Raw genomic sequence first — 21,149 nt, 5'->3', positions numbered from 1 at the left:
GGAAAATCAATAGATTTTTATTATAATATTCATTGGATATATTTACGTTTTATTAATATAATTATCCCGAGAGTAATATGCCTGCAGTTATCAACAAAAGTCCCGTAATGACGATAAGCCGAAAAATTTCTCGGATTTTTGGATAATTTATAATAAATGCCGAAAATCATGGGGTATATTGACAAATCCCCAAAAAACTGTATAATAATTAGTAGGGGATAACGTCATTCTTAATGGCTTTATCAAAATCATTCCGTTCCTGTGCCCGATGCACGGGCGGATATGCTGCGGAGGGAATTTATGAATATCTGGCACAAGATCAGTCCCAAAAGAATAAATCCCGAAGATTTTATCGCGGTCATAGAGATCGGCAAGGGTAGCAAGATCAAGTATGAGCTTGACAAGGAAACAGGTCTTATCATTATGGACCGTATCCTCTATACCTCCACTCACTATCCCGCGAACTACGGATTTATCCCGAGGACCTATTCAGACGATAACGACCCCCTCGACGTTCTGGTGCTCTGCTCGGAGCAGCTCATGCCGCTTACACTGGTAAGATGCTACCCCATCGGCGTTATCAGAATGCTTGACAACGGTCACCGTGACGACAAGATCATTGCGATACCCTTTGACGATCCGAACTACAATATGTACAAGGATATCGAGGAGCTTCCGAAGCACGTTTTCGATGAGATGACTCATTTCTTCACAGTCTACAAGGAACTTGAAAACAAAACAACAGCCGTTAACGAGGTCGATCATGCAGACATTGCAAAGGAGATAATAAGCGGAGATATCGAACGCTATATCGACAGCTTCTGCAAGTAAGCACTGCTCGTACCGAAAATGACTAAAAAGCGAAAGGAGTATCGCGCGTAAATATGCGCGAAAACAGTTTTATGACAGCTTCAAGTGAAATTTTATTCGGCAGCGATTCAAATGTTGCACCTATCGGTATCATCGCTATGAACAGCGTTACCGAGCTTGGTAAGAAGATCGACGATTACCTCGTTGACTGGGCAGGAAAGGGCGGCATCAATGTCGATACCTTCCTCGTTGAGAGCGAATGCCCCCGTTTTTCTTCGGGTGACGGCAAGGGACTCATCAAGTCCACTATCCGCGGCAAGGATCTCTTTATCATCGTTGATGTCGGCAACTACAGCATCAAGTATGACTATTTCGGAATGCAGAACGCAATGTCTCCCGACGATCACTTCCAGGACCTCAAGAGGATCATTCAGGCTGCAAGCGGTAAGGCTCACCGCATAACTGTTATAATGCCTACTCTTTACGGCGGACGCCAGCACAGAAGAAGCTACCGCGAGTCACTTGACTGTGCCTGCGCTCTTCAGGAGCTTGAGGCAATGGGCGTATCAAATATCGTATGCTTCGATGCTCACGACCCCAGAGTCCAGAACGCTATCCCGCTCATGGGCTTTGACAATGTAATGCCTACATATCAGGTACTCAAGGCAATGCTTAAGGATATAAAGGACCTTGACTTCAACAAGGACAAGTTCATGGTAGTCAGCCCCGATGAAGGCGCTCTCAACAGAAATATGTACTACGCTTCTGTTCTCGGCGTTGAGATGGGTATGTTCTACAAGAGAAGAGATTACTCCACTATCGTTAACGGCCGCAACCCCATCGTTGCTCACGAATACCTCGGCAACCCTGTTGAGGGCAAGGACATCTTCGTTTCCGACGATATCATCTCGTCAGGTGAGTCCATGCTCGACCTCGCTTATGCCCTCAAGGAGAAGAAGGCAGGCAGAATATTCGCTTATGCTACCTATACCATCTTCACAAACGGCCTTGAGAAGTTTGACAAGGCTTACGAGGAAGGCACTCTCGACGGCGTATTCGGTACAAACCTCACATACAGGACTCCTGAGCTCCTCAGCAGGCCTTGGTTCCACGAGGTAGATGTTTCCAAGTACATCGCTTACTTCATTGAAGCTATCAACCACGACGTTTCTATCAGCAAGATCATCGATCCTCACATCAAGATCGAGAACCTGCTCAAGAAGTACGGCATGAAGTAATATAAATGTTAAGGCACTGTAAACAAACAGTGCCTTTTTCTTTTGTAAAATTTGTGTGAAACCTTTGTTTAAAGCTCACAATAATATTGACAAATATTCGTCAAAGTGCTATAATTATACTTGCAAATTTTAATTTGCGGCAGTTATCTACTGTCAAATGATTTATGAAGGGGAGATTAAATGCTTCAGCTGAAAGACATCGTCAAAAAATACGGCGTAGGGGATAACGTCGTAACAGCTCTGAACGGGGTGAGCATTACGTTCCGTGAGAACGAATTTGTCGCTATTCTCGGACATTCAGGCTGTGGAAAGACCACATTGCTAAACATCATAGGAGGTCTCGATCACTATACCTCGGGAGACCTCATCATCAACGGTACGTCTACTAAACAGTATAAGGACAGAGACTGGGATGCGTACAGAAACCACTCTATCGGTTTCATTTTCCAGAGCTACAACCTTATTCCTCATCAGACTGTTCTCTCAAATGTTGAACTGGCTCTGACTATCTCGGGCGTTTCAAAGTCGGAAAGACGCAAACGCGCCAAGGAAGCCCTTGAAAAGGTAGGGCTGGGAGATCAGATCCACAAAAAGCCCAACCAGATGTCGGGCGGACAGATGCAGCGTGTGGCTATCGCCCGTGCTCTCATCAATGACCCCGAGATACTCCTCGCCGACGAGCCTACGGGCGCTCTCGACTCGGAGACCTCCATTCAGGTAATGGAGCTCCTCAAGGAGATCGCCAAGGATAAACTGGTTATCATGGTAACTCATAACCCTGAGCTGGCTGAGCAGTACGCTACCCGTATCGTCAGGATAAAGGACGGCGAGCTCACTGCCGACAGCGATCCATTCGATCCTTCAAAGGCGGAGAGCAAGGACAAGAAGAAAAAGTCCAAGAAGTCCAAGTCGGACAAGGCTGAAAAGACAGAGAAGAGCACCGACGGCAAGAAAAAGAAGGTCTCAATGTCCTTCGGTACCGCGGTATCACTGTCACTCAACAACCTTATGACCAAAAAGGGAAGGACACTTCTCACCGCTTTTGCAGGCTCTATCGGTATCATCGGTATCGCTCTTATCCTCTCACTTGCAACGGGTATAAATGAGTATATCGATAATATTCAGGAGGAAACTCTTTCGTCCTACCCGCTGGAGATCATGAGGGAAAATACTGATACTCAGGGTATGATCGAGGCTCTTATGAAGAGTCAGGAGGAATATAATTCCCGTACATTCGAGGACGATAAGATCTATTCAAATACTCAGGTGTACGATATGTTCAACTCCTTCAATTCCTCTGCAAAGCAGATCAACAATATGAAGGACTTCCGTAAATTCCTCGAAAACGACAGCGTTGTTGCCGATAAGGCTACTTCCATCGGCTATTCATACGATGTGAAAATGCCTGTGTTCACCGAGTCTCCCTCGGGCGAGATCGTAAAGGTGGACTTCATGGATATGTACAGCAAGGCTTTGGGTATGGGCGAGTCGGATGTTATGACTGCCACTATGAATAATCCTATGGCAGGCATGGAAATGTCAGCTTTCGGTCTCAACGTTATGGAGGAGCTTCTCCCCGGTGAGAACGGCGAGTACGTCAGCGACCTCATCAAGGAGCAGTATGAGCTTGTCAAGGGCGACTGGCCCAAGGATTACAACGAGGTAGTTCTGGTACTCAGACAGAATAACGAGCTTCCTGATATCATCACCTATGCTATGGGTCTGAAGGATCAGGAGGGCTTCAACGAAAAGCTCAAGGCTGCCATGAGCAACGAGGAGATCAAGGACTACGGTCAGATGGAATGGACCATGGACGATATCATGAACAAGAAGTTCAAGATGATCCTCCCTTGTGAGTACTATCAGAAGAACGAGGCAGGCAAGGGCTGCGTTGACCTCACTGCCAACAAGACAGGTATCGAATATCTCTATAATTCTGCGGATATGGGCACGGATATCAGGATCGTGGGTCTTATCCACCCCAAGGACGGCGTAAAGGCTCCCATGCTTCAGGGATATATGTGCTATACCAGCAAGCTTACAGAGTACGTTATCAACAAGACAAATGACAGCGCTCTCGTAAAGGATCAGATCGCCGACAAGGAGAACGACCTCATCACAGGCACAAAGTTCATGACCGATGACTATGTTGAGCCTACTCCCGAGGAGAAGGCTGAGACTGCAAAGGCGTTCATAGAAAAGGCTGATACCGATACAAAGGCTGATATATACAGACTGGTGGTATCACAGCCCGATCCCGAGCAGCTCGATGCTCAGGTTGAGGCTGCCATGAAGGACTTCGACAGAAAGCAGTTCGTGGAGCAGATCACTTCTATGTACTCCGATGAGCTGGGCGTTGATACCTCTCAGATAACCGCCTTCGTCGATCAGATGAGCGATGAGGATATAAAGTCCTACGCTGAGGAGGCTATCCGTCAGCAGGTCACAGAGCAGTACGCTCAGATGGCTCAGGAACAGCTTGGTTCACTCACCAATGCCGAGCTTGCTAAGATGCTGGATTCAACTCCTATAAGCACTGAGAACTATGGCGTTGTATTTGAAAAGTATACTCCCGAGGAGATATCAAAGTCTACTTATGAGGATAATCTGAAGCTCTTCGGCGTTGCCGATGAGTCTGATCCCTCACGCATCCGTATCTATGTAAAGAGTTTCGAGGACAAGGACGATATCGCAGACGCTATCAAGCGCTATAACAAGGGCGTCAAGGAGGCTGATGAAATCCACTATACCGATATGGTGGCTCTGCTCATGTCCTCTATCACGGGCATCATAAGCGGTATTTCCTATCTGCTTATCGCTTTCGTTGGTATCTCTCTGGTGGTTTCCTCCATCATGATCGGTATCATCACTTATATCTCGGTTCTTGAGCGTACACGAGAGATCGGTATACTCAGAGCTATCGGTGCTTCAAAGCACAATGTAAAGACTGTGTTCAATGCAGAGACCCTGCTTGTGGGACTTGCGGCAGGTCTTATAGGTATCGGCGTTTCGGTACTGCTTACAATTCCGATAAATGCTATCATTCACAGTGTTACAAGTCTGGATGAACTCCGCGCTCACGTTCCTGTTGTGGGAGCTGTGGTGCTGGTGCTCATAAGCATGATACTCACGCTTATAGCAGGTCTTATCCCTGCGGGTGTTGCCGCAAGAAAGGACCCTGTGGAGGCTCTCAGGACAGAATAAAACCGGATATAATAAAAGGACTGCACGGAGAAACCGTTTGCAGTCCTTTTTTATTACTTGTACTGTGCGATAAAGTCGTTTATATCGTCTGCAAGCTTAGAAATGTAATCCTTGGTCAGTACATTGCTGAATCCGCACTCGCTGAGTGCCCTGCGGAACTTGTATTCACCTGAGTTGCAGGATATCTTGGCTATCTTCTCATAGCGTTCAAGCGCCTTGTCAGGGTCATTGTTCACATCATCGAACAGGTCAAAGGCGGCAAGTGCTGAGGTGGAATAGCTTATATAGTACCCCGGGCTCTCAAAGAGATGGGATATCATATAGAGAGAGCAGGCTCCGTCATAGTAGCTGAGCTTATCGTTGAAAAGCTCCACAAGCTTCTCGGGAGTCATATTGTCTATGTCCTGAACTGCTCTGTACTCAAATTCACCGATAAGATAGCCGCTTATCACCGAGTCGAGCAGGTCAATGACCTGCATAAGCTTCTCTGTGTCACTTGTATCACCATAGATATCATCGTAGAAGCGGGTGAAGATAAGCTCCAGTCCCTGAGACTGCACCTCGGCGATATCAAGATTGTTGCGTGAAAGAAATGTGGGAGTGCGGTCATAGAAGGAAGCATGGAAGTGGCCGAACTCATGTATGGCTGTGGGAAGTATCTCGTCTTCGCCCACGTTTCCTATGAAGATCATCGCTTTATTATCAACTGGAAGCTCCTCTGTGAAGGCTCCCTCAAAAGCATCGTTTTTATCGCATATCCTGTAAAGCTTTTCGTCGCAGATAAGGTCGGCACTCGCGGCAATATCTTCGGAGAGCATTGGCGCGTATTCTCTTATCGTCTCAAAGGGCACATCAGCGTATGAGCGTCCCGCGGAGTCATCGTCCCACGCATAGTTGTCCACATACAGGTCAATAAGGTCGTCCATGACGGGAATGAGTTCGTCGGTTATGGAGTCACCCAGCGCCAGTATCTCGCTTCCCGTATAATCCCTGTCATACTGGGAATAGAGAGTTTTTTCGTCATAGTCCCGAAGAATGTCTATGAGTATCTCTGCACACTCAAGGTCCTTTTCGTCATCGCTGAGACTGTCATCTGCAATGATGTCGTAGTATTCACCAAGGTATTCCGACATCTCATCGAAGCTGGCTTCGGAGTCGGAACGGGCTGTATCAAGGCTGAACAGGTCTGTGATATCACTGTATAACTTAATGTCCTCCTTGCTTACAAGTTCCTCGAAGCGGCTCCTGAAGCTGCTGTAAAAGCCCCTGATAAAGCCGAACCTTATCATGTCGCCTGCAACATAGAGATCACGGTAGTATTCGTTGTATTCCTCCTCCATATCGTTGTCGGAATAGTTGGCGTAGAAACTCATTTCCTTGTAGGCGAATGCCTCGTATATCTCGTCGTAGAGACCGAGCAGCTGATCGATATCATCATTTACAGCTTTACTGTCCTTTGAGTCAAGATCGTCAAGGAGCTGCTGGACCGACGCCTGCACCTCGTCAAGGTCGGGACAGTCTATGTCGGTGTCAAAGATCGGCTCCTCATCTGTAGGATGCCCTATGGCAAACTCGCGTTCGCTGTTCCTTACTCTGGACTGACGCGGAACATTATTGTCAGTGCATGATAAAAGTGAAAAGGTCAGCGCTCCTGCGGTGAGGAGCGCGGATATGCGTGAGAGTTTCATACATACTCCTTTCGCGTCAGCTGAGGAGTTTTTCCACAGCCGATGGTATCTGACGTATGTTGTCCACGATGATGTCAGCCTTGGCAAGTTCCTCTCTGCTGCCGAAGCCGTAGCCGCAGCCTATTGACGGGAGCCCGTTCACAGCGGCGGTCTCTATATCGTGGAAGCGGTCTCCTATAACGATGAAGTTTCCCTCATGCAGTGGAGCTATCTTGCGGAATATCTCATATTTGGGTATAAAGTCGAAAGCCTCGCAGCAGTAGAAATAGTGGAAGAAACGGTCGAGACCGAATACGCGCTTGTGGCGCTCAAGGTAGTGGAAGCGGCAGTTGCTGAGGAAGATAAGGATGAAGCCCTTTTCTCTCAGGTCTGCAAGGACCTCCTCGGCTCCGTCATATAATGCTCCCTCACCGCCTTCAACACGGCGAGCCATGTCCTCGCCCAGCATGACACGGGCTTTCTCCCGTATCTCAGGATCAAGCTCAGGGTGGAACTGTCCCCACATATCCGTGGAATTGAAGCCCAGCCAGTAGCTTATCTCCTTGTCGGTGTATTCTCTGTCTGCGATATAGCCCCTGTCGGACAGCCATTTCATGGTGCCGCGGAATGCAGGGGCGTAGGTCAGCATGGAGTTGTGGATAGTGCCGTCGTAATCAAAGATCAGGTTGGTCATTATGCCTCGATCTCTCTGATGAGGTTTATCATCTCGATAGCGCCCTCAGCACACTCGCTGCCCTTGTTGCCTGCCTTGGAGCCTGCACGCTCGATAGCCTGCTCGATGTTCTCGGTGGTGATAACGCCGAACATTACGGGGATATCGCTCTGGAGAGATACCTGTGCGATGCCCTTTGCAGCTTCGTTGCAGACAAGGTCATAGTGAGAGGTGCTTCCTCTGATGATGGCACCGAGACAGATAACGGCGTCGTACTTGCCGGACTTCGCCATCTTTGAGGCGATAAGCGGTATCTCAAATGCGCCGGGTACCCATGCTACGTCGATGGCTCCGTCACTTACGTCATGACGTTTGAGAGTGTCGATGGCTCCGCCAAGAAGCTTGGATGTGATGAACTCGTTGAAACGGGCTACTACTATTCCTACTCTGATGTCCTTTGATACAAGTTTTCCTTCATAAGTCTTCATGATGATTACTCCTTTTTATATAGTTCTGTTGAGCTTGTAATTGTCCTTCAGGAGCTTTGCAAGCTCTTCCTTTTTTTCGATGACTGTGAATTTTTTCGGCATGATGCCGTTGTTGAACCACAGGCTCAGTGTTGAGCCCGAAAGCTGATAGCTGACGTTTTTCTTCTGTCTTGCAAGTCCGAAATTGTCGGGGAAGTATACTCTCTGTGAGGTCACATATGCGTACTTGCCGACAGTGAAGTCAAGCACCAGTATTATCGTAAGTATAATGCCTGCGAGGAAAAGAAATCCGTAGCACTGCATATGGTAGGTATCGTTCATCCGCCTTGCACCGTTCCAGTTGAGAAGCCCCGACACCATCCATGCTGCCCAGCAGCATCCCCACCAGAGCAGGTCCTTCTTGCGTTCCCTTTTAAGCTTTACTGCTGTCTTTTTATTTGCGACCCTTCTGCGGAAGATGAAGAAGCCCACGATATCGAGGATCAATATCAATATCATTAAGCAGAGAATACATATCGTGATTATTTTAAACATTGAAGTCTCTCCTTACTTTGTCAGCGGGTTTTCGTAGCCGTGCTTGCCGTACCAGTCCGCCAGCATCTTTACGGTCTTCATTTTCTTTATGCCCAGATGGAATACCGCAGGCTTTTCCACGCCCTTGCGGTAGAGCTTCATACATTCGCCCATTTTGTCCTTGCCGAATTCATAGCTGTACTCCTCACGGGGAAGCAGCTTGCAGCCGAAAGGTCCCTCATTGACAACTCCCTGAGAAGTGATTGGGACGCAAAGACTGAATATTGAAAGGAGGAGTATGACTTCCATAAGTATCCAAGGAACGCGGAAGCCCTTGTTGAATATGACAAGTGCGATACCTACTGCAATAGCGATTATGTAGAGCAGCAGCGCGGGAAGATTCATGACAATGACCTTGTCCTTGAATTTAAGCATACCGCGGAGCAGGTTTATGGTGTTGAGCACCATAAGAAGAACTCCCACGGAAAGTACAATGGTCGCAAAATACCACCAGATACTCATTATAAATCACCTCAATAATCAAGAATGTGACCCATTTTATCGCGCTTTGTCTTGAGATAGAACAGGTCGTAGGCGGTAGCGTTTACCTGTATGGGTACGCGCTCCTTTATTTCCAGTCCGAAGCCGCTGAGACCGTAGACCTTGTCGGGGTTGTTGGTCAGCAGTCGCAGAGTCTTGCAGCCAAGATCACGGAGTATCTGTGCGCCGATGTAGTACTCGCGCATATCTCCGGGGAAGCCCAGTGCAAGGTTTGCTTCAAGGGTGTCCATGCCCTTGTCCTGAAGCTCATAGGCGCGGAGCTTGTTGATGAGTCCTATGCCTCGTCCCTCCTGCCTCATATAGAGGAGTATTCCTCTGCCTTCCTTTTCGATCTCGGTCATTGCTGCCGCAAACTGCTGTCCGCAGTCGCATTTAAGTGAGCCGAATGCATCGCCTGTGAGGCACTCGGAATGTACGCGGCAGAGTATGTCCTGTCCGTCGCCGATGTCGCCCTTTACAAGTGCCACATGGTGCTCGCCGTTGAGCTTGTTGACATAGCCAAGCGCTCTGAATTCACCGTATTTTGTGGGGAGCTTGGTGTTGGCTACGCACTCCACCAGCTTGTCATGTACCTTTCTGTACTCCTTCAGCGCCTGTATGGTTATGAACTTCATGCCCCATTCCTGTGCCTTTTCCTGCAATTCCGCAGACCTCATCATTGTACCGTCATCGCGCATTATCTCACAGCACAGTCCGCACTCCTCAAGACCTGCTATACGCATAAGGTCCACTGTGGCTTCGGTGTGTCCCTCGCGCTCAAGGACGCCGTTTTTCTTAGCCATAAGCGGGAACATATGCCCAGGCTTGCGGAAATCATCGGGCTTTGCACCGGGAGAGACTGCCATCCTTGCGGTGTAGCCGCGCTCTGCGGCGGATATTCCCGTGGTGGTGTCAATGTGGTCGATGGAGACTGTGAACGCCGTGGAGTGGTTATCGGTGTTGAAGTCCACCATCTGATGAAGATGGAGCTTGCGGCAGAGCTCAATGCTCATGGGCATACATATGAGTCCCTTTGCGTGAGCTGCCATGAAGTTGACATTCTCCGTGGTGGCGAACTGAGCGGCGCATATCATATCGCCTTCATTTTCGCGGTCTTCATCGTCGGTGACGAGTATTATCTCGCCGTTGCGGAGAGCCTCTGCGGCTTCCTCTACAGTGTTGTAACGGAACATTTGATTACTCCTTATCTATACTGATATTGCCTGTTTTTACCGAAGCGGACACCTTGGTATCCTTGTACTCCAGTGTGACTTCTCCGTCTTTTGCGGAGCCGTCTGTTATTTCATAGGACTTAGCGTCCCATATTTCCATATTTCCAGTATCTACTGACAGGTCGATGTCTGCTGCTGAGCCTTTTGTGGGGAGCCTGAACAGCAATTGTCCTGTGTCAACTGAAATGGTCATATCCTCCGAATAAGTGCAGTTCCTCATGGTGATGTTGCCTGTGCCGCATTTCATGGACGAGCTGTCAGTAAACTCCGTGTTTACGCAGGTGATGCTGCCTGTGTCGACTTCACCGCTGAAGCAGCCTTTTATGTCTCTGAAATCGAGAGAGCCTACATTTGTTTCTGCGGTGACGGTATCTATTGTTTTAGGCAGTCTTACCTCGGCATTTAACTCGACCTGACACTTGTATCCCTTGTCATGTGTCCACTTCTGAATGTCATCGCCTGTTTTCTTTTCGGCGATATTAATGATGAGACTGCCGTTCTTTTCTTCGCTGAGAGCGTCGATGTGGTCAGCAACTTCCTTGCAGAGCTCCTTGTCATTGCTGCGGACTGTATAATCAAGGTATACCGAAGCCTCAGCCTCATCGGTGTGGACTACGGTTATGCCGCCTGTGCCGAGGCTTATATCCGCTGAGGATATATCGTCCGAAAGGTCTATGCTGACAGTTCTGCTGTCACTGAAGTAGTTTCTGTATTTGGCATTTTCAACTTTTACTATCAGGTCACTGCTGCATCCAGTGAGCAGGGCGGCTGAAAGAAATGCTGAAGTGAGTTTTATAATTGCTGTTTTCATGGCGTTCTCCCTGTTAAAATCCGTTCTTCATCAAAAAATCCATTGTTATATTGCTTTGCTTGGGAGTATCATCAGCAGGCTTCATGAGCTTTTCCACATACTTGCCGATAATGTCGTTTTCAAGGTTAACGATGTCTCCGACTTTTTTGCTGCCCAGAATGGTCTGTGCGGCGGTGTGGGGGATTATGGAGACGCTGAATGCTGTATCGGTGACCTTTGCTACCGTAAGGCTTATGCCGTCAATGGCGATGGAGCCCTTTTCCACGATATACCGCAGAAGTGCAGGGGAGGCGCTTATGGTGTACCATACGGCGATACCGTCATTGCTGATGTCCGAGACCGTGCCTGTGCCGTCGATGTGCCCCGAGACTATGTGTCCGCCGAAGCGTCCGCCTGCTGCCATGGCACGTTCTAAGTTGACGGGGCTTCCCGAGGTGAGGGAGCCCAGTGACGAGCGGCTGAGAGTCTCGTTCATGACGTCTGCCCTGAATGTTCCGCTGCCGAAGTGGGTCACCGTAAGGCACACGCCGTTGACGGCGATACTGTCGCCCAAGTGGACGTCCTCAAGCACTTTTTTTGCTTGTATCTCAATGAATGAGGAGCTGCCCGACCGCTGCACGCGGCTGACTGTGCCAACCTCCTCAATTATTCCCGTGAACATTTTTCACCCTGCTTTCTATGAGAATATCGTCGCCGACAGAGGTAACGCTGCACGTTTCAAGCATGAAGGCTTCCGATGGGAAAGGGACACCCGTTCCGCCTACCGGAGTTTTTCCGCTGCCGCCGAAGAGCTTTGGCGCTATGTATGCCTGCACCTTACTTACAATGCCCTCCCTCAGCGCCGACCAGTTAAGCTCGCCGCCGCCTTCAAGGAGTATGCTGTCGATCTTTTCGCTGCCGAGGAGCTTCATGAGCGCCGACAGGTCAACGTGTCCGTCTTTTGGGACTGTCTTTATAATCCGGCAGCCTGCGGCTTCGTACTCCGCCGCCCTTGCGCTGTCCTCGGATACGGTGGCTATTATGGTGGGGACCTGCTTTGCTGTCCTGACTATATTGCTGTCAAGAGGAGTCCGCAGAGAGCTGTCGCATATTATGCGTATGGGGTCTCTGCCGTTTTCAAGACGGCAGGTGAGCATTGGGTCATCCGCAAGAACTGTTCCGACTCCTGCCATTATGGCGCTGTGACGCAGCCTTTCCTGCTGGACATGAGCACGGGCAGCTTCTCCCGTTATCCACTTTGACTCGCCCGTATAGCAGGCTATCTTGCCGTCAAGTGTCATTGCGTATTTCATGGTAACAAAGGGGAGTCCCGTCGTTATAAAGTGGAAGAATATCTCGTTGAGAGCGTCACACTCCTCTCTCAGCACTCCTTCCGTTACCTCTATGCCGTGGCTGCGGAGTATCTGCGTGCCCTTTCCTGCTACAAGGGGATTGGGGTCCGAGGAGCCTACAAATACACGCTTTATGCCGTGGGCTATGACAGCTTCCGTGCAGGGGGGCTGCTTGCCGTGATGACAGCAGGGCTCCAGCGTGACGTACATATCCGCGCCTTTACAGTCTATGCCGCGTTCGTCGCAGTATGCAAATGCGGTGCGTTCTGCGTGGAGGTCACCGTATTTTTTGTGATAGCCTGTGCCTATTATCTCACCGTCACGGACGATGACTGCTCCAACCATCGGATTGGGCGAGGTGAATCCCATGCCTTTCCTTGCAAGTTCAAGAGCCTTTCGCATATAGTCTTCGTGAGTCATGTTTCCTCCTCTTTGCTGTTTCCGCTGCCAATACTGCCGAAATTCTTTATGTAAAAATACAGCAGTACATATATTATTATGAATACGGGCAGCGTCACGATGAAGAGCTTTTTCAGATGTACCTCGCCGTTTGTGAAATAGGCATAGCCTATCCTTACTGCAAATGTTATGGCGAAGCAGGCTGCAAAATGCAGCGGTATGCGGAAGATAGTCTTCAGCTCAAGAATGGAGAAGCTCATTCCGTAAAGAATTGACGCGCCAAGCCATATAAGCACCGACTTCATGGAATCGTTGAGCCCGTTGTCTATTATAAGCATGGGGACGAATATGAGTGTCCCCAGTCCTACTGTGAGGAATACGTTCCGTAATTGATCCTTCATTCTGCCCTCCCGTGTGCGGAAATAGAAAAAAGCCCCGTTTATCGGGGCGTAGCTGCTTATACTGCACTTTTTGTGCGGTTTATCTTCTTTCATCCGGACTTTACCGTCGGCTTCGGAATCACACCGAATCAACCAAATGGTTCGCAGGCTATACTGCCGGTAGGGAATTACACCCTGCCCCGAAGATAATCGTTATAGTTTAGAGTTGACAGTTATTGTATCACCTGACGGCGATGTTATTTAAATAAGTCTGCGAAGCAGACACATTAACTCTCAATTTTCAACTCTTAACTCTCAACTGTTATTATATCACTGTGTTATACATTTGTCAATACGCTATTGACTAAATCTTCAAAAAGGGGTATAATATTATCATTACATCATAAGGAGTGTTTTTCTATGAGCGAATGTACACACGACTGCTCAAGCTGCGGCAGCGATTGCGGCAGCAGAACAGAGCCCCAGAGCCTTCTCGAAAAGCCCAATGCCATGAGCAATATCGGCAAGGTCATCGGCGTTGTCAGCGGTAAGGGCGGCGTCGGTAAGACCCTCGTTTCTTCTCTGCTCGCCGTTTCTCTCCAGAGACTGGGCAAGAATGTCGGTATCATGGACGCTGATATAACAGGTCCCTCTATACCCAAGGCTTTCGGTATCCATCAGAAGGCTGATGCCTGCGAATTCGGCATTATCCCCGCTAAGAGCAAGATGGGTCTTGATATCATGTCTATCAATCTTCTTCTGGAAAATGAGTCCGACCCCGTTGTATGGAGAGGTCCCGTTATCGCAGGAGTTGTAAAGCAGTTCTGGACAGACGTTATCTGGAAGGATATTGACTGTCTGGTCGTTGATATGCCCCCCGGAACAGGCGATGTTCCGCTGACTGTTTTCCAGTCGCTTCCCGTTGACGGTATCGTTATAGTTACTTCTCCTCAGGAGCTTGTCTCAATGATCGTTGAGAAGGCTGTCAAGATGGCTAAGCTCATGAATATACCTATCCTCGGTATCATCGAGAATATGAGCTATTTTGAATGTCCCGACTGCGGCAAGCGCCACAGCATCTACGGCGAGAGCCATATAGAGGAGATCGCTGCTCAGTACGATATCCCCGTGCTGGCTAAGCTCCCTATCGATCCCCAGCTTGCTAAGCTCTGCGATCAGGGTACTATCGAGCTGTTCGAGGGCGAGTGGCTCACAGAGGCTGCTGAGAAGATAGCTTCACTGGAAAAGTGATTTTTTAAGGGAACGGCGTCCGCGCCGTTCTTTTTTTGTCTGTTTAACGTGTATAAGAAAAGGGCGGATATTATCCGCCCAAACGCATTAATTTTGAATTGCGGAACGCCGAGGGCGGCGTTCCCTACAAGAGAATATCTCGCTTTATCTGTACTTATATACCGTTGCTGCCTCAAATCCGTCAAGCAGAGTAGTCATTCTTCCGAATGCCATGCCTGTGCCCTTAGCTACGCAGTTTATGGAGTCCTTGGCGATATTGCAGCTTATTCCCAGTGTACGCTTGATGAGCTGGGTGAGTCCGCCGAGAAGCGCTCCGCCGCCCGTAAGAAGAAGTCCGTTGTCGTAGATGTCTCCCACAAGCTCGGGAGGTGCATCCTCCAGCACCTTGCGGATAGCTTCCATAATGGCAAAGGTGTCGTCCTCGATGGCTTCAAAGAGTTCTGTCTCGCTGAGAAGCACCTGCGCGGGAAGACCCTTCAGCAGGCTCCTGCCCTTTACCAGATATGTCATCTCCTCGCTGGGGTCGTAGAGGTTGCAGAGCTCTATCTTGACCTTTTCCGCTGTTCTCTCGCCGATGAGGAGCTTGTACTTGTTCTGCATATACTTGATGATGGAGCGGTCTATGGAGTTTCCTGCCACCTTGACCGTGTGGGAGGTCACCACGCCGTTCATGGAAACGATGGCTACATCTGTGGTACCGCCGCCGATATCTACTATCATGTGTCCCTTTGCCTTGGTGATGTTGACTCCTGCGCCTATCATGGCGGCAATGGGCTCCTGAATGAGGTAGACCTGCCTTGAGCCCGCGCTCTTTGCAGCGTCAACTACCGCACGGCTCTCGATGTCGGTGATGAATGATGGAATGCAGATAACGATGCGGGGCTTCATGAGCTGTCTGCCCGTTACTTTGAGTATGAACTCTCTTATCATGCTGTGGGTAAGGTCATCGTCGGAGATGACTCCCTCACTGATAGGCCGCTTAACAGCGATATAGTCGGGATTTCTTCCTATCATCTCATAGGCTTCCTTGCCGACAGCAAGCACTCGCTCAGTTCTTGTGTTGTATGCGATGACCGAGGGCTCGCTGAGCACTACTCCCTTGTTGCCCATGGTCATTACGATATTTGATGTACCGAGGTCTATTCCGATATCAGTATTTGCCATTTTTACGTTCCTTTCTTACTGCTCAAAGGGAGAGGAGCTTTTCTGCTTTGCCGCTCCTGCGAGCATATGGCGCAGACAGGTGTACCGCCTTGTGCGCTTGTTGTTGTCTACCATTTTATTTATATTCTCCTCACTGCCGATGAGTATGAGGAGCTTTTTTGCTCTTGTTACCGCTGTATACAGCAGGTTTCTGTAGCACAGCTTGTCAAAGCCGCCCATAATGGGAAGTATGACCGCTTCAAATTCGCAGCCCTGACTCTTGTGTACCGTTACTGCATAGGCAAGATCCACCTGTGACAGCAGGTCAAAGGTATATGTTGCCTTGCGTCCGTCAAAGTCTATGACCGCAAGGGAGCTCCTGTTGTCGATGCTGATTATGCGTCCTATGTCTCCGTTGAAGATGCCTGCGCCCTGCTCGCCGTCCTTTGACCATGTAATGTCATAGTTGTTGCGGGTCTGCATGACCTTGTCACCCTCACGGTAGGTATAGACGTAGCCCTTCTTCTCCTGCTTGTTCTTTGCAGGCGGATTGAGCTCGTCCTGCAGGAGCTTGTTAAGCTCAACAGTTCCCGTGACGCCCTTTCTCGAGGGAGTCAGCACTTGTATATCCTCAGTGGGGGAATAGTTGTATGCCTTCGGGAGCCTCGTCTTGGCGAGGTCCACTATGAGCTTCAGCGCCTGTTGATAGTCCGTGCGCTTGAAAAAGAAGAAATCGCTGTCCTTTCGGGTAAGGTCGGGATATTCTCCTGCCACTATCCTGTGGGCATTGGTGACTATGCAGCTCTGCTGTGCCTGTCGGAAAATCTCTTTCAGCTCGGTGACGGGGACTATGCCGCTGTCGATGATATCGCCAAGCAGGTTGCCAGCACCTACCGAGGGGAGCTGGTCGCTGTCGCCCACCATTATGAGCCTGCATCCCAGCCGCACTGCACGGAGAAGCTTCTCAAAAAGCACTACGTCCACCATGGACATCTCGTCGATGATGAGCACGTCGCAGTCCAGAGGATTGTTCTCATTGTGGGCAAATGTCAGCCTGTCTCCCGAATCGTAGACCACCTCCAGCAGTCGGTGTATGGTCTTGGCTTCACAGCCTGCAAGGTCGGACATTCGCTTTGCCGCACGACCTGTGGGAGCGGCAAGGAGTACCCTCATGCCCTTTTTCTCAAATATGGAGATTATAGCGTTGAGGGTGGTGGTCTTACCTGTACCCGGACCGCCCGTCAGCACCATTAGTCCCCTTGAAACAGCGGTGGTGATAGCCTGCCGCTGGAGTTTTTCGTATTTTATGTTATGCTCTTCCTCCTCGATGTTTATGAGGAGATCGTAATTGAAGTCCTCGGGGGAGGAGAAGTTCTTCAGAATGTGTATCCTGTCGGCGATGAAGCTCTCTGCATAGAAGTAGTCGGGCAGGTAGACGAATTCTATCTCGCCCTTTATGTACTCGAACAGCTCGTTGTCTTCAAGTGCGGCGTTGTATGCGCTGTAAAAATCACTCTCGGAAACTCCCAGAGTGTCCTGAGTTTTCTTTGCAAGCACTTCAAGAGGCAGGCAGGTGTGACCTATTCCGGCATTGGCGCGGAGTATGTACTGAACTCCTGCGATTATGCGCTTGCTGTCATTGCGGGCGATGTGCATATCGTGAGCTATGGTATCAGCCTTGCCGAAATCAAGCTCGATGGCGTCGCCGCAGAGCAGATAGGGATTTAGCTTCAGCAGAGTCATGGCATCGGAGCCGAATTTTCTGTATGTATTCATGGCGAAGCGCGACTTCACCTCGTACTGGGAGAGAAATGACATGAGGTTTCTAAGGCAGAACAGCTTCTGCGCTTCCGCGGCTATCTCCTCGCACTTTTTCGGGGATATGCCCTTTATCTCCGCCAGACGGAAAGGCGCATTCTCCATGATATCAAGGGTGCGGTCACCGAATACGTCAACTATCTTCTTCGCCAGTCCCGGACCTATTCCCTTGACTGCTCCGGAAGCCAGATACTTCTCGATGTTGACCACGGTCTCGGGCAGCTTTCTCTCGCAGTATACCGCACTGAACTGAGTACCGAAGCGGGGATGGCTGATGTAGCTTCCCTCGAGGATAAGACCTTCGCCTTCCTCGATATCGCCAAGCTCGCCAACAACTGTTATGAGCTCACCGCCTGCATCAAGGTCCAGCACTATATATCCGTTATTTTCGTTTTTGTATAGGACATTCTCAACGGTGCCCTCAATGTGAAGGACCTCATGCTCCAACGTTTTCACCTCTGCACATAAACATTCAACTTATATTATACATTATTTTTAGTAATAAAGCAAGTGGCGCGGAGAAAAAGTTTTGATCTGTGAAGCTGCGCCGCGAAACAGCCTGTTTTATCAGTGAAAATGCTGATAGTTCCTCAGGGTTTCTTCGATTTCCTCGGGAAGTATCAGCTCCGCGGCATGATGTGAGGTGCAGAAAGTCCTGCATAGCTCAAGCTGTTCGGCGGTTCCGCCGCAGTCTATGAGTATAATGTGTTCGGTAAGGCTGCTCCCGTCCTCAATCAGGGAGCCTATGTAGCTCAGACGTTGGGAAAGCTCGCTATCCTCAGCAAAAACGGGTATCACAGTGTACAGGGGATAGCTCTTTCCGCGGAGCTTTGAGATCACAAAAAAACAGCATATCTCCACAGCAGCAATGAAAAATACAACGGTAAGCGCGGTTATCTCGGCAGGTTCCATATTACCACTCCTTTCCCGTTATATTATGCGGCGAAAGCAAAAAGCGTGAACTCAGTCCGCTTTTCTAATAAGAGTGCAGGGGAGAGCCCTTACAAAGCCGAGCTTCTCCGCGGTATGGGCTGAGCCCTTGTTGGACTGATGGCAGCCCCACACAGGACGCCTTTGCGGCAGGACTTCTCTGATAACGGCGGCAGCTGCCGCATAGGCAAGTCCGCGGTGACGGTGGGCTTCGGCGGTCTCTATGCCGATATCAGCTTCCGTGGTGCTGACCGCGGAGGTGAACGCCCATGAAGCAGGCTCTGCTCCATGCATTATACAGATACCCTTGCCGTTTACGCTGAACTGCTCATAGTCAGCCCAGAACATGGAGGGGACAACAGAGCCCGTGAGCCTGTCAAAAAGCTCAGCGTCTATACTTCGCAGTGTATAGCCGTCGGGGAGGTTCATTGCCGGAACCGTTTCATGGGGAAAGGAGTAATTATTCCGCGGAAACAGGGTCACTCCCCCCATTGTGGAAAGAGCTTTGCAGAGAGAATCGTCGTCTGTAAGAAGCTTCGCACCATCGTTTGTTATGAGCCTGTGAAGCTCCGCGGTATCCTCGCTGTCAGGGACGCCGCTCACAAATGTGAATCCGTTACGGCAGCGGAAAACTGTGCAGCTGCCGCCTTTGTGTATGCGTCCGCTCTGAATCCCCTCTGCAACAGCCGTGGGAAAGACTGCGCAGAAGGCTATGCTCTGCGCCTCTGCTATATATGAGCGGTATTCTTCTGCGGGTATCTCTTTCATATCATCACCTCAGCATAAGTGTGTAACGGAAAAGCTCCCCGAGGGGAGCTTTGTGTCATATTATTGTCTTTACATACGGAACAAATTTAAGCAGCTTTGTGATCACATAGGATACTGCCAGTGTAACTATACATACGCCGATAACTGCTATGGTGCCGCCGTTATTGAAGGGGTTGAAATTGAGGACTGCATAGATGAACTTCAGCACCGCCATATGTATGAGGTAGATGCCGAATGAGCAGCTGTCAAGCTCTGCCGCTATGCTGTCAAGAACAGGAACAGGCTTGTTCTTTGTCTTGCGGAAGTAACCGTATGCACCCACAGCTGCCGCGATATACACGGGGAAGGAATAAACTGTAAGGAGTGCATTTATCTTGCCTGCGGTCTCGGGAGACTCCGATACTGCATTGCAGCTGTATACCGTAAGCATTGCAACTATTCCGAGACTTATGAGGAACATGAGTCCCGAAGCGTTCTTGGGAAGCCTTATTGCTCCCGTATGCAGAACGTGACCAAGGAACAGGTAAAGGGGATATATGGTGAACACACAAATATAGAATGGCAGCTTTTTACCTGTTATTGTCTCTATGAAGGGGAGGACCGAAAGTCCGATACCGTATACTGCGAGGAGGTACTTCAGGTCCTTTGGCTCTGCATTTGTGCTTATGATCTTGTATATGGGCAGCATGAGATAAACAGCGATCATCAGGTACAGATACCACATATGCGGCCAGCCTGTTCCGAGGAAGATATCACTGAGAGTATCCTTTACAGTCTCGCCCGCAGAACGCTTGGCTGTGGTAAAAGTATCGAATACCGAGAACAGCAGCGAGAATACCACAAGAGTTATGACCATTCGGAAAATGTATTTTCCGAAGAGCTTCTTTGGCGTCAGCGTTCTCTTTCTGTCGAGGAGCAGCGCTCCCGATGCCATTACAAAGCAGGGTACCGCCCAAGACATACAGTTTTTAACAGAAAGCAGCAATGTCATTTGATTTTGCGATACTGCAAATTTTCCCGAAGAACTAAATACATGAAGTATGATAACGCCAATACATGCTAAAGCTTTTAATCTGCTTAGATATAATATCCTGTTATTCACAATCATTACCATTCCATATAGGGATTTTTTTCTGGATCAGGATTACATCCACTATTAGGATTAATCGGTGCTGCAGCCTGTGCCTGAGTAGGCTCAGGAGTTGCAACAGGTGCCTGAGTAACCGGCTCCTGATTTACAGGAGGTGTGTATACGGGCTCATCATATGCAGGCTGAGTATATACGGGCTCTTCATAATACTGAGCGTCGATATTGTTGTTAGCATCGGGGTTTACCTCGGATACTGCCTCTGTAGCGCTTTCTGCGGCAAGCTCTGCAGCAGCCTTCTCAGCTTCCTTAGTGCTTACCTTGTCGCCTGTTTCCTTTGATGTATATTCGAGATATGCAATGTCCTTTTCGAGCTTGATCTCACCCTCATCAAGATCTCCGAAGGGGAAGCTGTGGAGCTCTGCGGACTTGTTGTCTGTAAATTCGATCTTTACTGTATAGCCAACAGTTGCGATCTCATCGCTGTCACCGTAGGTAACATCGCTTACCTTGTTGGGAACGTAGTAAAGAAGACGTCTTTCATTCTTGATATAAGGGTCCTTCTCGTCGATCATGTTTGCAGGATATTCCTCCTCGGTATCAGCCTTGATGGTTACGCTCTTGATATCCTTGCCTGTCTTGTTGTCAAGAGTAAGGATATATACCGAGTTGCCTGCGGCTCTGTCGCCGATGAGTTTCATCATGTCTGTTGAGGTCGTGGGCTCAGTAGATACCTGTACAGTGGTAGTTGCCTCTGTTGCAGTCTGGGATACCTCAGCAGCAGGTGTTACATTTCCGCAGCTTACCAGTGCAAGTGCAGCTGTAAATGTAAGGGTTCCGATAAATTTTTTCATTTTGTTTTCCTC

Annotated in this window: 20 protein-coding genes and 1 riboswitch; of the genes, 4 read left to right on the top strand and 16 right to left on the bottom strand. The window is 49.2% G+C overall.

Annotation, left to right across the window (positions count from 1 at the left end):
* Nucleotides 1-300: 300 nt before the first annotated feature.
* From DSZ37_RS02305 to DSZ37_RS02295, 3 genes are all read left to right on the top strand, one after another.
* A complete protein-coding gene (locus DSZ37_RS02305; protein WP_109725339.1) occupies nucleotides 301-831 on the top strand; it encodes an inorganic diphosphatase in 531 nt (176 codons plus the stop codon).
* 71 nt (nucleotides 832-902) lie between these two features.
* Nucleotides 903-2,048 (top strand): ribose-phosphate pyrophosphokinase, encoded by a 1,146-nt coding sequence (locus tag DSZ37_RS02300; protein ID WP_109725378.1) that lies wholly within the window; start codon nucleotides 903-905, stop codon nucleotides 2,046-2,048.
* Nucleotides 2,049-2,228: 180 nt separating this feature from the next.
* Nucleotides 2,229-5,252: an ABC transporter ATP-binding protein/permease gene (locus DSZ37_RS02295; RefSeq protein ID WP_109725338.1), complete on the top strand. Its 3,024-nt coding sequence runs from the start codon at nucleotides 2,229-2,231 to the stop codon at nucleotides 5,250-5,252.
* Between the two features lie 53 nt (nucleotides 5,253-5,305).
* On the opposite strand, the gene DSZ37_RS02290 is transcribed toward DSZ37_RS02295, so the two are convergent.
* Genes DSZ37_RS02290 through DSZ37_RS02245 form a run of 10 tightly spaced genes read right to left on the bottom strand, consistent with a single transcriptional unit; the run spans nucleotide 5,306 to nucleotide 13,307 of the window.
* The gene (locus DSZ37_RS02290) at nucleotides 5,306-6,940 is read right to left on the bottom strand and encodes a hypothetical protein (RefSeq protein ID WP_109725337.1); all 1,635 of its coding nucleotides are present in this window, start codon (nucleotides 6,938-6,940) and stop codon (nucleotides 5,306-5,308) included.
* A gap of 16 nt (nucleotides 6,941-6,956) precedes the next feature.
* On the bottom strand, nucleotides 6,957-7,613 hold the full coding sequence (locus DSZ37_RS02285) for an HAD family hydrolase (protein WP_109725336.1): 657 nt from the start codon (nucleotides 7,611-7,613) through the stop codon (nucleotides 6,957-6,959).
* Nucleotides 7,613-8,080: a 6,7-dimethyl-8-ribityllumazine synthase gene (gene ribH / locus DSZ37_RS02280; RefSeq protein WP_109725335.1), complete on the bottom strand. Its 468-nt coding sequence runs from the start codon at nucleotides 8,078-8,080 to the stop codon at nucleotides 7,613-7,615. Before ribH ends, DSZ37_RS02285 begins: the two co-directional genes overlap by 1 nt.
* A 15-nt stretch (nucleotides 8,081-8,095) precedes the next feature.
* On the bottom strand, nucleotides 8,096-8,614 hold the full coding sequence (locus DSZ37_RS02275; RefSeq protein WP_109725334.1) for a hypothetical protein: 519 nt from the start codon (nucleotides 8,612-8,614) through the stop codon (nucleotides 8,096-8,098).
* A 12-nt stretch (nucleotides 8,615-8,626) separates the two neighbouring features.
* Nucleotides 8,627-9,115, bottom strand: a complete 489-nt coding sequence (locus DSZ37_RS02270) for a hypothetical protein (protein ID WP_109725333.1) — start codon at nucleotides 9,113-9,115, stop codon at nucleotides 8,627-8,629.
* Nucleotides 9,116-9,126: 11 nt separating this feature from the next.
* Nucleotides 9,127-10,326 carry a bifunctional 3,4-dihydroxy-2-butanone-4-phosphate synthase/GTP cyclohydrolase II gene (locus DSZ37_RS02265; protein ID WP_109725332.1) on the bottom strand — a complete coding sequence of 400 codons (1,200 nt, stop codon included), beginning with the start codon at nucleotides 10,324-10,326 and terminating at the stop codon, nucleotides 9,127-9,129.
* 4 nt (nucleotides 10,327-10,330) lie between these two features.
* Nucleotides 10,331-11,176 (bottom strand): hypothetical protein, encoded by an 846-nt coding sequence (locus tag DSZ37_RS02260; RefSeq protein WP_109725331.1) that lies wholly within the window; start codon nucleotides 11,174-11,176, stop codon nucleotides 10,331-10,333.
* A gap of 13 nt (nucleotides 11,177-11,189) precedes the next feature.
* The gene (locus DSZ37_RS02255; protein ID WP_109725330.1) at nucleotides 11,190-11,837 is read right to left on the bottom strand and encodes a riboflavin synthase; all 648 of its coding nucleotides are present in this window, start codon (nucleotides 11,835-11,837) and stop codon (nucleotides 11,190-11,192) included.
* A complete protein-coding gene (ribD, locus tag DSZ37_RS02250) occupies nucleotides 11,818-12,927 on the bottom strand; it encodes a bifunctional diaminohydroxyphosphoribosylaminopyrimidine deaminase/5-amino-6-(5-phosphoribosylamino)uracil reductase RibD (protein WP_109725329.1) in 1,110 nt (369 codons plus the stop codon). The genes DSZ37_RS02255 and ribD overlap by 20 nt, the downstream gene beginning before the upstream one ends.
* The gene (locus DSZ37_RS02245; RefSeq protein WP_109725328.1) at nucleotides 12,924-13,307 is read right to left on the bottom strand and encodes a hypothetical protein; all 384 of its coding nucleotides are present in this window, start codon (nucleotides 13,305-13,307) and stop codon (nucleotides 12,924-12,926) included. The genes ribD and DSZ37_RS02245 overlap by 4 nt, the downstream gene beginning before the upstream one ends.
* A 77-nt stretch (nucleotides 13,308-13,384) precedes the next feature.
* Nucleotides 13,385-13,498, bottom strand: a riboswitch (FMN riboswitch).
* A 208-nt stretch (nucleotides 13,499-13,706) separates the two neighbouring features.
* Between DSZ37_RS02245 and DSZ37_RS02240 the strand changes: the two genes are divergently transcribed.
* A complete protein-coding gene (locus DSZ37_RS02240; protein WP_109725327.1) occupies nucleotides 13,707-14,537 on the top strand; it encodes an Mrp/NBP35 family ATP-binding protein in 831 nt (276 codons plus the stop codon).
* Nucleotides 14,538-14,681: 144 nt separating this feature from the next.
* Here the strand turns inward: DSZ37_RS02240 and DSZ37_RS02235 are convergent, their stop codons facing one another.
* The 6 genes from DSZ37_RS02235 to DSZ37_RS02210 all read right to left on the bottom strand — a co-directional run bounded on the left by DSZ37_RS02235 (nucleotide 14,682) and on the right by DSZ37_RS02210 (nucleotide 21,137).
* Nucleotides 14,682-15,701: a rod shape-determining protein gene (locus tag DSZ37_RS02235; RefSeq protein WP_028520248.1), complete on the bottom strand. Its 1,020-nt coding sequence runs from the start codon at nucleotides 15,699-15,701 to the stop codon at nucleotides 14,682-14,684.
* Between the two features lie 15 nt (nucleotides 15,702-15,716).
* Nucleotides 15,717-17,954, bottom strand: a complete 2,238-nt coding sequence (recD2, locus tag DSZ37_RS02230; RefSeq protein WP_431768060.1) for an SF1B family DNA helicase RecD2 — start codon at nucleotides 17,952-17,954, stop codon at nucleotides 15,717-15,719.
* Nucleotides 17,955-18,065: 111 nt separating this feature from the next.
* Nucleotides 18,066-18,410 (bottom strand): hypothetical protein, encoded by a 345-nt coding sequence (locus tag DSZ37_RS02225; protein ID WP_109725325.1) that lies wholly within the window; start codon nucleotides 18,408-18,410, stop codon nucleotides 18,066-18,068.
* 51 nt (nucleotides 18,411-18,461) lie between these two features.
* Complete coding sequence (locus tag DSZ37_RS02220) at nucleotides 18,462-19,196, bottom strand: GNAT family N-acetyltransferase (protein WP_109725324.1); 735 nt, start codon at nucleotides 19,194-19,196, stop codon at nucleotides 18,462-18,464.
* 55 nt (nucleotides 19,197-19,251) lie between these two features.
* Complete coding sequence (locus DSZ37_RS02215) at nucleotides 19,252-20,304, bottom strand: acyltransferase (protein WP_181380202.1); 1,053 nt, start codon at nucleotides 20,302-20,304, stop codon at nucleotides 19,252-19,254.
* Nucleotides 20,304-21,137, bottom strand: a complete 834-nt coding sequence (locus DSZ37_RS02210) for a hypothetical protein (protein ID WP_109725322.1) — start codon at nucleotides 21,135-21,137, stop codon at nucleotides 20,304-20,306. Before DSZ37_RS02210 ends, DSZ37_RS02215 begins: the two co-directional genes overlap by 1 nt.
* Nucleotides 21,138-21,149: the final 12 nt, after the last annotated feature.

Source organism: Ruminococcus flavefaciens (assembly GCF_900116855.1).
Lineage (GTDB): Bacteria > Bacillota > Clostridia > Oscillospirales > Ruminococcaceae > Ruminococcus > Ruminococcus flavefaciens_R.
The sequence above is the reverse complement of the archived record's forward strand: the minus strand, read 5'-3'. Positions and strand labels throughout refer to the sequence as shown.